General features: G+C 34.8%; 13 protein-coding genes. All 13 read right to left on the reverse strand.

From position 1 onward, the window contains the following. Positions 1-55 precede the first annotated feature (55 nt). From N0O92_RS12695 to N0O92_RS12755, 13 genes are read right to left on the reverse strand one after another with little or no spacing between them, the layout of a single operon-like run. Positions 56-1,237 carry a glycosyltransferase gene (locus N0O92_RS12695; protein ID WP_315615035.1) on the reverse strand — a complete coding sequence of 394 codons (1,182 nt, stop codon included), beginning with the start codon at positions 1,235-1,237 and terminating at the stop codon, positions 56-58. 27 nt (positions 1,238-1,264) lie between these two features. Further along, positions 1,265-2,455 (reverse strand): glycosyltransferase, encoded by a 1,191-nt coding sequence (locus N0O92_RS12700; protein ID WP_315615036.1) that lies wholly within the window; start codon positions 2,453-2,455, stop codon positions 1,265-1,267. Between the two features lie 22 nt (positions 2,456-2,477). Continuing rightward, entirely contained in the window at positions 2,478-2,897 is a 420-nt protein-coding gene (locus N0O92_RS12705; protein ID WP_315615037.1) for an FAD synthase family protein, read from the reverse strand. Next, positions 2,884-4,071 carry a CDP-glycerol glycerophosphotransferase family protein gene (locus N0O92_RS12710; RefSeq protein WP_315615038.1) on the reverse strand — a complete coding sequence of 396 codons (1,188 nt, stop codon included), beginning with the start codon at positions 4,069-4,071 and terminating at the stop codon, positions 2,884-2,886. The genes N0O92_RS12705 and N0O92_RS12710 overlap by 14 nt, the downstream gene beginning before the upstream one ends. Positions 4,072-4,085: 14 nt before the next feature. Then, positions 4,086-5,114 carry a glycosyltransferase family 2 protein gene (locus tag N0O92_RS12715; RefSeq protein ID WP_315615039.1) on the reverse strand — a complete coding sequence of 343 codons (1,029 nt, stop codon included), beginning with the start codon at positions 5,112-5,114 and terminating at the stop codon, positions 4,086-4,088. Positions 5,115-5,127: 13 nt separating this feature from the next. Then, a complete protein-coding gene (locus N0O92_RS12720) occupies positions 5,128-6,306 on the reverse strand; it encodes a glycosyltransferase (protein WP_315615040.1) in 1,179 nt (392 codons plus the stop codon). A gap of 15 nt (positions 6,307-6,321) precedes the next feature. Next, entirely contained in the window at positions 6,322-7,437 is a 1,116-nt protein-coding gene (locus N0O92_RS12725; RefSeq protein WP_315615041.1) for a glycosyltransferase family 1 protein, read from the reverse strand. Positions 7,438-7,447: 10 nt separating this feature from the next. Continuing rightward, a complete protein-coding gene (locus N0O92_RS12730; RefSeq protein WP_315615078.1) occupies positions 7,448-8,563 on the reverse strand; it encodes a DegT/DnrJ/EryC1/StrS family aminotransferase in 1,116 nt (371 codons plus the stop codon). A gap of 37 nt (positions 8,564-8,600) precedes the next feature. Beyond that, on the reverse strand, positions 8,601-9,248 hold the full coding sequence (locus tag N0O92_RS12735; RefSeq protein ID WP_315615042.1) for an acetyltransferase: 648 nt from the start codon (positions 9,246-9,248) through the stop codon (positions 8,601-8,603). Then, a complete protein-coding gene (locus N0O92_RS12740; protein ID WP_315615079.1) occupies positions 9,245-9,859 on the reverse strand; it encodes a sugar transferase in 615 nt (204 codons plus the stop codon). The genes N0O92_RS12735 and N0O92_RS12740 overlap by 4 nt, the downstream gene beginning before the upstream one ends. A gap of 33 nt (positions 9,860-9,892) precedes the next feature. Next, a complete protein-coding gene (locus N0O92_RS12745) occupies positions 9,893-10,045 on the reverse strand; it encodes a YwzD family small protein (RefSeq protein WP_315615043.1) in 153 nt (50 codons plus the stop codon). Positions 10,046-10,067: 22 nt separating this feature from the next. Then, entirely contained in the window at positions 10,068-11,150 is a 1,083-nt protein-coding gene (locus N0O92_RS12750; protein ID WP_315615044.1) for an EpsG family protein, read from the reverse strand. A 24-nt stretch (positions 11,151-11,174) separates the two neighbouring features. Further along, entirely contained in the window at positions 11,175-12,065 is an 891-nt protein-coding gene (locus tag N0O92_RS12755) for a glycosyltransferase family 2 protein (protein ID WP_315615045.1), read from the reverse strand. Between the last annotated feature and the right edge of the window lie 7 nt (positions 12,066-12,072).

Consider the following 12,072-nt stretch of genomic DNA (forward strand, 5'->3'; position numbering starts at 1 on the left):
TAATTAAGTAAGTCTCAAACAGTATAAAAATACTATTTGAGACTTACTAATTAAATTAGCTCGAAAGTTTTTCTATTTCTTTTGTCGAATCAACAATTTCATTACTAAGATTGTTTTTGAGCTTATTTTTTAATATTTCGTCGTCTAATATTTTTTTGATCGCTTGATACATCTCATCCTCATCAAAATTCACAATTAAACCCGTGTGGTTATGAGTGATCTGTTCTTCTGCCCCAGTAAATTTCGTACAAACAATTGGATTAGAAAAACATCTGGCTTCAGCTAGTGTTATACAATATCCTTCATGACGAGACGATTGTACATATACATCACACTCTTTCATAAAAGGATAAGGATTAGATTGGCTTCCTAATAAGATAAAATCATCTTCAACCTCATACTGTTTAATAAGTTGTTCGTATTCCTTTCTCGCATGCCCCTCACCAAGGCAATACCACTTAACGTTATACTCATTTTCTTTTAGTTTTGCTAATACAGGTATAGAGAGGTCTTGCCCCTTTTCTTTACTTAAGCGACCAACAGTCAGGATTCTTACCCCTTTATAATGATCATCAAACCCTTTTCCATTTGTTGCTAAGGTAATGACTTGATTTTTTGATAAAACATTATAAAACGTATTAATTTTCTCTTTTAATTCAGGAAGCTGATTTACCAGCATCTTTTTAGCTTCATCTGAAACTGCAAAGATTTCATCGAATTTTGGGTAAAGCTTTGATGCAAATTTTTGGTCAAAACCTATTTTCGAAATATCAAAGTGAATCCATTGAATCTTCTTTGCTGCTTTCATTTTATGGACAACAAAATAGCTTATGAGATCCATTGGACCAGCATAAGCTACCGCGATATCATATTCTTGATTCAGTTTTGTATGATCCTTTAATAAATATCTGAAAAAATGGCTTCTATCTTTAATCACTTTAGATAGAATGTGTAAGGCTGCAATCTGACATGCCTTAATTACTTTACCTTCCTTCAATAAACCCTTTGCAGTTAAGAGCGGAGGATTGTTTAGAGCATCCTTTAATTCCTCAAACCCATTAAAATATTCAACGTTGACGCTGCTTGGAATATTATTTAAGAAACCACCAAACTCCTCTAGCATAAATATTGTTATATCATATTCATCCTTAGGCATTTCCGCTATCATGTTCAGTAATGCTTTTTCCGTCCCACCGATATTCATATTTTTAACCATGAATATTATTTTTTTCTTCATTAGGCATTACACTCTTTCGATATAAATTTATCCGATTAATTGATAAAATTTCTCTAGCTCTTCGACGTTGCCTTTCTTTTCTGCTTTCAAATACTTTACAATGTTTTCTTTAAGGTTATCATCTTGTAAAACCTTCATTATCCCATTTGCCACAGCTGCTGGATTCATATCCACAACGAGACCATTTTTTCCATCAACCATTTGATTGTATACAGCATCAAACCTAGTTGTAACAACTGGTACATTCAGCATTCGCGCTTCTGCAATAGCAAGGCCAAAGCCTTCAAATTTTGAGGTTTGTACATATAAATCAGCATGTTTAATATATGGATAGGGATTTGCCTTTACACCCAATAGGATAAACCGATCAGATAAATGGTTTTCTTTAATAGATTGTTCGATTTCTTCTTTTAATGGGCCTTTTCCTAACGCATACCATTTAAAGTTAATACCTTCTTCTTTCAGTTTCTTACATGCTTCTATTGCAATATCATAACCTTTTTGATTAGCAAGTCTACCGATTGTTAGGATTTTAATGCCGTTAAAATCCTCCTCAAATCCTCCGTCTAATTCAGCCATTTTTGTTATAAATCCGGGATCGTTAATGTCATATAAGACTTTGACTTTATTTGAGTAATCTGGAAAGGTTTCTAAAAATATATCCTTTGTAGAATCGGAAACTGCAACAATTTTATCGAACGTATTATAAAATTGCTGCTGAAATCTTTTCTCCTGATCATCGAGTTTGTAACTAACATTTACCCATGCGATTTTTTTCTTTGCTTTAATCTTTTCAGAAACATAGAATGTTGGGATCCCTTGGGAATAACTAATGGCAATGTCATAGAATGTAGGGTTCGTCTCTATCACCTTCGAAGCATATTGCCAAAATAAGCGTGCTTTTTGAGCATTTTTATAATTGTTTTTTCGTATTTTGTAAGAAAATTTTAATCTTGAAGTTAACATTTTAAAATTAGATTTCTTGATTGAGTTTACAAGGGCATTCTTTAAACTTAGTTTAGAAAATGTTGTGTATTCCAGTGGTTTTAAGATATTAACTTCTTTTGGGACTAGCTCTTCCAGCACTGTTCCATGTGCAAAGAGCATTAAGTCGACTTGATATTTAGAATAATCGAGCAGTGATAGCAATGTGACTAAACTCTTCTCTGCTCCGGCACAATCCAAAGATTCAATCACAAACAACAATTTTTTCTTCATTGTATCGATCTCCATTAGTTTTTTAGACTATCTCAATCTTCTCCTTAACAATCGTCGAAGAAACTCCCTTCGTATAAGGAAAAAACACCAGCTCGACTCCAGCTTGATTAAGCTTAGTTTCAACCTCACTAAAAAGAGAGCTCCCTTTCCAATCGTCTCCGACAAACATCACATCAAATTGTATTTGTTCCCATGCAGCATACTTATCACGATTCACTTGAGGTACTACTTTATCTACATATTTAATTCCTTCAACAATCTCCAATCTTTCATTATGTGGGATAACTGGCTGTTTCTTTTTGTAGCTCATTACTAATTCGTCTGTACTAACGCCGACAATTAAATAATCACACTGTTCTTTTGCTTTTTTTAATATATTTAAATGGCCAACATGAAATAAATCAAATACTCCTGTGGTGTACCCAATTTTATACGGCTTCATGTAATTCCCTCCTTTTCTTGTTAAAGCAAACTTCATCTAGTTTTTCCTTTACGTGTTTACAAGCTTCTCCGTTCTCAAATGAACCTACACTTTTTTGAAATCTAGATAGATCGTTTTGATACTCTTCGCTACTGAAGTTTTCTATTTTATGTAACAGCTCTTTATTGCTAACAGCGGTTTTAAATGGCAGTTTATTAATATCAAAATACAGGCTACGGTCATTTTTTGTATAGTCGACAAGGTCTGGAACATACAAGAAGCATGGTCGTTTCGTTAAGCTAAAGTCAAACATTAAGGAAGAATAATCACTTATAAGAACATCAGATATGCTTAACAATTCTTGAATATCATCGTATGCCGTAACATCCATAACCCCTTCGCCATAAACTAATTCACTTGATTTAGACAATAGGTGAGGATGGAGCTTGATAAGAAACGTCCACTCTCCTCCATATTTCTTTCGTAATTGATCCAACACTTTATCATAGTCAAGATTATAAACATCTAATTGATTACCTTTCCTAAACGTTGGTGCATATAAGATAACCTTTGAATTTATTGGTATATTTAGAGAACTGAAAACCGTTCTTTTTATACTCTTATTATTTTGAATTAAAAGGTCATTTCTTGGAGTGCCTTGTTCAAAGATTTCGCCTGAATACCAAAATGCTCTTTTAAAGATGTCTGTACTATACTTACAACCAGATAATAACAAATCACATTTTAACGAATCTTTTTTTGCTATCTGAACATATTGTTCTGGCAGAGATTTTACAGCATCCTTTTCAATTTGTTTTAATCTCAGCGAGCTATGCCATGTTTGGATATAATACTGTTCTCTCCTTTTTATGAATAGTTCAGTAGTACGAAAGTTTGTAATAATGCCTTTGGATGTACATAACTCGTAGAAATACCTTACTGTCATAACTTTAACTTTTCGGATTCCATGTTTTTCTGGAATTAAATCAGGATTATTAAATGCCCATACAAGATCATATTTTTTAGCTTCATTATTTTTAAGAATGAACTCAGTTATATATTTTGGGTTGCATCCATATTGGCTCCCGTAATAGCTAAAGAAAAAAATTTTATTTTTCTTAATAGGAAAACAGTTAAATAGATGGATGAGGAAGAGAGCTAGTGTTGTTTTTATGCTCCCTATTAACTTATTCATTTAACATGCCTCCTCTACGTATTAATACGCTCTAGCCCAATCGGTCTTGGGAGCAATTTTATTTTTCTTAATAATTTCTTAGCTGCAAGGAAACCAACATTTAAATAGGGATGAATTAAAAATAAAGCCAATTGTTTTTTTAATTCCTTGTCCTTCTTTACAGCTTTATTAAATTGTGCAGCATGAGCTTGAATATAGTTTTTGATTTCTTGCTTATGTATGCCGCCTTTATCCTTTAGTCCATTTAATAGAAGTAGGTTAAAGTGAGTTAAACACGTTCTGACTATCACCTTATACGAGTCATCAACAAGCCCTTCATAATGTCTTTCGATAAAAGAATGCCTTTCTTTTAACCCTTTAATAATATCTAAGTTTCTCGGTGTGTAGGTTGCAACTATGCTATCACTCCGCTGAAGATAGTAGAATTGGGGTCGATTTAATATCACATACTTGTTCACTTGATGCATTACCTTATGAGCCCAGAATACATCTTCAAATAGAACACCTTTTTTAAACGGGATGTCTTTAATCAGGTTTGTTTTATAAAGCTTCCCCCAAGCAAAGTTTTTCACTCTTTCATTAATGACTAATTCAGACATTACTTCTTTATTATTTAATATCACTGGAGGATCGTCTTGCGAATAGTACCTATTATCAAATAACAAATGATCTTCATAGGCATAATAAAAAGCTGATTGTACTACATCAGCTTGAAACGATAAACTAGTTTCTACCATTTCCTCAATCATAGAAAGGTCGGCCCAATCATCACTATCAACAAACAGGGTATACTCTCCTGTTACATATTTCATTCCATAATTTCTAGCATCTGATAGACCGCCGTTTTGTTTGTGAACTGCTTTAACACGGGTATCTTTAGCTGCAAACTCTTCGATCATTTTCCCACAACGATCAGGGGAACCATCATTGACAAGAATCACTTCAAGATTTAAGTAAGTTTGATTCAGAATGCTATCTACACATCTAGAAAGGTAATTCTCTACTTTATAGATAGGAACAACAACACTCACTTTTGGTAGCATGTTTTGTCCCTCCTTACACAAGTTGATATAACTTCTCTAATTCTTCATTATTACCATAGTTTGTAGCTTTACAATTTTGTGCTAATTTAGTTCGTAATCGACTATCTAGATATAGCTCTTCTATACCATTTGCAATCCCTTTGATCGACATTTCGCAAATGCATCCGTCAAAACCATTTCTAACTTGGCTATTTGCTGTTGTATAGTTTGTGATTAACACTGGCTTTGATAGGATTTGAGCTTCCCCTACTGTTACAGCTTTTCCCTCATAGCGTGATGGTTGCACATATAAATCAGCCTCTTTCATAAATGGGTAAGGATTGATTTGTTTTCCTAATAATATGAAGTGATCTTCTAGACCGTTTTTTTCAATCAACCCTCTTATCATTTCTTCATCTCCGCCATATCCAACAACATACCAAGCTATGTTGTCATAGCCTCGATCTTTTAATGCTTTTAATGCACGTACGGCGTTGTCAATTCCTTTAGCATGGGATAGCCTAGCCACAGTAATAATTTTAAACCTTGGATCATTTACCATTGGATTTTCAACTTTTTCAATTGCTAAATGTCTAACCATATCTGGAGAAGTAATGTTCTCCATGACTACAACTTTCTTTTGTAATCTAGGATATTTTTGAATAAATGAATTTTTACATTCCTCAGATACAGCTATAATGTAGTGAAATTGATCCCACATTTGAAGATCCATCTGCACATCCGTCTCTACTGTCGAAAAGTCGGTATGGATCCAGGCGATTTTGGTTTTGGCCTTCACTTTATTCGCAATGAAATAATGCGGCCATAAGTAACTAATGGCAACATCATATTCTTTCTCGAATTTCGGTAGAAAGGGCAATGAGTATTTCCACATATATTGCATTTGCTTATAGCCATTTTCAGAAGACGTACTTAGACTTGCTTTATATTTTGCAATTAGTCTAACAAGCCCTAACGAAAGGTTTCCGGATTTTAACGTTTCTCCTATGGAGAGTCTAAACGTTTTATATGGCTTTAACTCAGTTAATAGGTTTGGCTTACTTGGAAGTAGATTCATAAAGTCACCAGTATGACTGTAGAGCATGACATCAACATCATACTTTTGATAGTCAAAGTTATTGAGCATACTGAGCATGCTTCTTTCTACTCCGCCAACCTCCATATCAAATGAGGAGATTAATATCTTTTTCATACGTCCCTCCATTATTCATTGCGATTGGTAAATACTCATTAACTTATCAATCCCAATCGGTAATGAATAACCACTATTTTCAAATGCTTCGGTTACGTCTACTTTCTTTTTCTCTACTAGGTTAGCTGCTTCAAGTATTCTCTCTGCCCAAATATCAGGGCCATCGTCTAGCCGTAATTTTGTAACTAAGTTCATATGTAAGTCAGCTTCTGGTTGGATTGCTTCAGATACAATACAAGGTACTTTACTAGCTTGAGCTTCTAACAACACTAAGCCCAACCCTTCATAAATAGAAGGAAATACAAAAACATCCATGCTATGTAACATCGTATGGATATCATCTCTTAGTCCCACAAATCGTATGTGGTCGTATAAACCTTTTGCTTTTGCTTCTTCTTCGATTTGTTTGCGAAGGTCACCATCTCCAACAAGAAGCAATTTTGTGTTATTGTTTTTATTTAGCGTACTTTTTAGGATATCTAGTAAAAATGTATGATTTTTTGGTTCAATAAATCTCCCAATATGGCCAATAACAAAGCTTCCTTCTAACTTTTCTTCTTTCTTGAACCTCATTACAGCATGTTTATGATCACCTAAAAAGGTTGAATACTCGATAAGATTAGGAAAAAACGAATACTTGTTACTGTTAAGGATATTATCACCAAATAAGTAACTACCAGCTTGCTTGCTGCATGCAAGTAACTTCGTTGAAAAACCGGAGATTACCGTTCTCATTGAATGAATATATAGTTTTCTAATAAAACTATCGTTTTTATCCAAGGTCGTATGTGCATGCGCAATTCTCACTTTCACTCCAGCCAGCTTTGCTGCTATATTAGCAATCCCGCAATGAAACAATGTATGAGAATGAACCACATCATAGGGGCCATGCTTCTTCATTGCTTCTATCATTTCTTTAATGGATTGGGTGTTTGATAACTTGATCACTTTTCCGCCCAATTGCTTAATTTCTTCGTCATAATGAGCATCTTCTTGACTGTACGAAATAAAATCAAATTGTACTTTTGTTCTGTCAATATTACGAAAGACATTCATTAACATGGTTTCCGTTCCAGCACGGTTCATTGCACCAACAACGTGCAATACCTTTAATGGCTCGCTAGCATTCATGTGCTACTCCTTAGACTTTTAATTTTACCGACTTCTTTATACAGTCGATTATCCTCATTTGGTCCTCTTCTCTTAAGTTTGATCCTGATGGTAAACAAAGACCTGTTAAGAATAACGTTTCTGAAACATTCTCAGTTTCATCATGTTTGTAATATGCTACCCCTTCGAATAGCGGTTGTAAGTGCAGTGGCTTCCAGACAGGGCGTGCTTCAATGTTTAGTTCTGATAATGAATCTATTAGTGACTGAACAGTTACACCCGCTTCTTCTTTGTTGATTGTTAATGCCGTAAGCCATCGGTTCGAACGGGTACCTTCTAATTCAGGCATGAATTTGAATCCTGGTAAATCAGCCAATTCTCTTACATAGTTTTCAAAAACCCTTCGTCTTGCCTCTACTCTTTCATGTAATACCTCTAATTGCGACCTTCCAACGCCAGCAAGTATATTGCTCATTCTGTAGTTATATCCTAGAACACTATGCTGGTAATGAATGGCTTGATCCCTTGCTTGCGTTGCTAAAAAACGTGCCTTTTGAAGCGCCTCGGAATTGTTAGAGACAAGCATTCCACCACCAGAAGTCGTAATGATTTTATTTCCATTAAAAGAGTAAATTCCAAAATCTCCAAATGTACCACTTGGCCTACCTTTATAACTCGAGCCAAGTGATTCGGCAGCGTCTTCAATCATCGGAACTTGATAAGCACGGCATAGTGAAACAATTTCATCCATTTTCGCACTTTGTCCGTACAAGTTTACAACGATAACTGCTTTAGGAAGAACTCCTGCAAGCTCTGCATCTATGAAAGCTTTTTTCAATCCCTGTGGTGACATATTCCATGTATCTGGCTCAGAGTCTATGAAGACTGGTTCAGCACCCTGATAAAGAATAGGATTTGCACTTGCCACAAAAGTAAGGCTCGAACAAAATACTTTGTCTCCTTTTGTTACTCCTAATAAAGAAAGAGCCAAATGAATCGCTGCGGTTCCTGAACTTAACGCAACAGCTTCATTGACTCCAACATATGTAGCTAATTCTTTTTCAAAAGCATCGACATTAGGACCAAGTGGCGCAATCCAATTTGTGTCAAAAGCTTCTCTTATATATTTCTGCTCCTCCCCACTCATGTGTGGAGATGACAGGTAAATTCTTTTAGGCTCTGCCTTATTGGACAAGTTTATCACCTTCTTTCATTTTTAATTTGGCCGGAATTCCGACTACTGTAGAATACTTTGGAACGTCAGATATAACAGATGCCCCTGCACCTATCTTAGACCATGCTCCGATGTGAATGTTAGGAATAATGGTAGCACTAGCCCCGATATGCGCTCCCTCTTCGATCTCAACCGTTCCTGTTACTGTAGCATTCGGTGAAACGTGAACGAAGTCTTCTAAAATACAATCATGCTCAACGATCGACCTTGTATTCACAATGGTGTGATTTCCAATTTCTGATCCAGCGTTAACAATGGAAAAAGGCAAGATAACAGATCCATGACCAATTCTTGCACTCGGACTAACTAAAGCGGATGGATGGATTAAAGAGATAAATTTCTCTTCAGGAACTTGTAGCTTTTCAACAATCTTTTTGCGTACATGATTATCCCCAATTCCAATTATGTATTTAATATCCTCAAAATACTCAGTTATTTTTTCTGCAGAGGAAACTGGACCAACATATAAATCATCTTCTCTAGTAAAATAATGATATTTATCATCTAGATAACCAACGACTTCCATCTCTTTATTGGTTGTAATTAAGTCATACAAGACTTTGCTATGTCCTCCTTGGCCAATAATCATAACTTTCAATCCTGCTCACCCCCTACTTTTGACTTAACTCCTTGAAATCGTTCCATTGTTACTTTTCCAGGTTGATTTATGCCTTCTGATTTACATACTTTATATACTGTTAAAAAGAGAATTTTAAGATCAAGTAAGAATGACTGATTTTGAACATACCAAACATCTAGTTGAAACTTTTCTTCCCACGAAATAGCATTTCGCCCATTAATTTGAGCCCAGCCGGTAATCCCAGGACGAACATCATGTCTTTTAAGCTGTTCTCTTGTATATAAAGGGAGGTACTCCATTAACAATGGCCTTGGACCAACTAAGCTTATGTCTCCTTTTATAACGTTGATAAGCTGAGGAAACTCATCGAGACTGAACTTCCTAAGAAGCAATCCAAATGAGGTTAATCTTAAGTGATCCGACAATAAGTTTCCATTGTGATCTTTTGCATCTGTCATTGTTCTAAACTTATAAAGATAAAACGCCTTCCCGTGTAAGCCGGGACGCTCCTGCTTAAAGATAACTGGCTGTCCCAGCTTTTTTCTAATTAAAATCGCAACAATGGTAATAACAGGAAGTAATAGTAGCAATAAAGACAACGAAATAATCAAATCGAAAGCGCGCTTAATATTGAGTCACCTCCATTATAAAATCGTCTTATTCTATTTCGTTACTTTAGTTGCTGTCATAAATTCTTGTTTTATCTCTTCGATTATTTCCGTTACACCAATGTTTTCTGTTTCTAAGCCTTTTTTATAAATAGTTATTAAAATTTCTTGTAATTTATCTTGATCAATCTTATCTGCAATTTTCATAATTTAAATCCCTCTTTTTCACTTACTGACTAAATGGTAGAAAGTCACTTCGATAGTTAATGTTTAAGGATAGGACATGCTCTTGATAAAAATAAAACAAGTAACAAGCAACGATAGCAAAATAAATAAATTTTTGATCTTTTTCTTTGAACACTTTTACAACCCAAGCAATTAAAATTAACTGATATAGCCCAAAGTAAATATTGAACCTAGCAAAGATCCAGTTCTGTGAGGCAATAATAATAAATACGAGATTTAATAGACATAGATTAACGATATAGTCACTTTTAGGAAAAAGCTCTCTTAATTTGTCTTTACCTAGAAATGCTAGGGCAAGAGGTGCAGCATTAACAGCAATTCTTAACACGTTTGCGCCGCCTTCAGCAAAGTTCGCGTAATTTCCATATTGAGTATCAGATATAGCTGAAAACAGCAATTCCGAAAATTGGTTATATCCAACAACAATAACAACCGCCAATGCTAAAATACGAAAGGTCGTTTTTGTCCATGCTTCTCTTCTAACAATAAAATAAATAGGAATTAAAATTAGTGCACTCTGATGAAAAGTCGAAGCTATTAATACAACGAAAGTGAATTTCTTCCAACTTCCATCGAAAATATATTTTGTTGCTGCAAAAATGACGGCTGCCGCAAGAAATTGTCTGATCCCATTCATTGAAACCAAAAATAAGCCACTTGCTATGTATACATAGAGGCTTAGTTCAAACAATCTTGCATATTTATAGAGAACCATAACAATTAGAGCATTAGTAATTAATGCTGTAGTAAAGATCATGATTTGTGCATCATAAGAGAAATTCTGCAAAAACATTTGCAGTACCCCGAACCCTATGTCTTTCTCATTACTAATGTATTCCCAAGTAAATATATTTTCATCATATATACTTCTATACACATACGTGTCACCAATATTTCTCCTTAAACCCGAAACTAACACTAAAGTCATTAGTGCAAAAAAAGCAAAAAGTCTATTCGGTCTAACTGACACTGGCGAATTTATAAATACTGTTGCAGGTTTAGCCAAGTACCTAGCATAGATGGAAAATATAGAAACTATCGAAAGATTAATCCATAACATTGTCATCTCATATTCCCTCTCATACTCTAATTACGCATTAACAACTCGAGTTTTGGATAATACATAGAAATAAAGAACAATCCCTAAAGGAATGGCCAGTATCGTTAAGCCTTTACTCGGGGTATCACTTATGAACTTACGGTTATTAGTCAATAGGCTGCTTGAAACATAGTGAATCGCTTGCCTAAATTTAAAGGAAGTCGTTGCAAAAGGAAGCTTCATTAATTCTTTTCGATAAAATGCAAACCCATTAGGATTCTTTCGATATTGATTCAACATATTTAAAGAAGATCCATCTGCCAAATATTCTACTACGCATAACGTTTCATTCATTAATAGCAACTCATACTCTTCATCTAGTTTGTAATATTTATATGCCAACCCTACATATTTTTCATCTTTAAATAGAGGATATGGAAACTTCTTTGTGAGCTCTGTTCGATAAACTAGTTTCTTATCACCTGTCACCCCATGCTTCGTATACAGTTCAAATAATGTACTAGTTTTTAGATGTTTGGGAAGATTAGTACCAATTACTTTTCCATTTAAATAGGAATCAAGTCCAACTATCCCGCTCACCTTATCGTTTCCATACTCCGACCAAAAAGTCAGGATTTTCTCAACAGCTTCAGCAGGCATAAAATCATCTGAATCAATACATACATTTAACTCCGTATCGATAAGCTCATAAGCCGTATTGTGAGCGCCATGCATTCCTTGATTTTCCTGCCAGTAGTACTGAATTTCTATAATCCCTTCTTTGATCCAAGAGTTTACTAACTCTTCTGTGTTATCCGTAGAACCATCGTCAACTATTAACCAAATAAACTCTTTGTTTGTTTGGCTTTTTAAGCTTTCATAGCAGTTATGGAGGCAATAGGCTCTATTAAAAGTTGGTGTAAAAACGGTTAATCTTTTCATCATGCAC

It is taken from the genome of Alkalihalobacillus sp. MEB130, from assembly GCF_032335535.1.
In the GTDB taxonomy this organism is placed as follows: Bacteria; Bacillota; Bacilli; order Bacillales; family Bacillaceae_D; genus Halalkalibacter.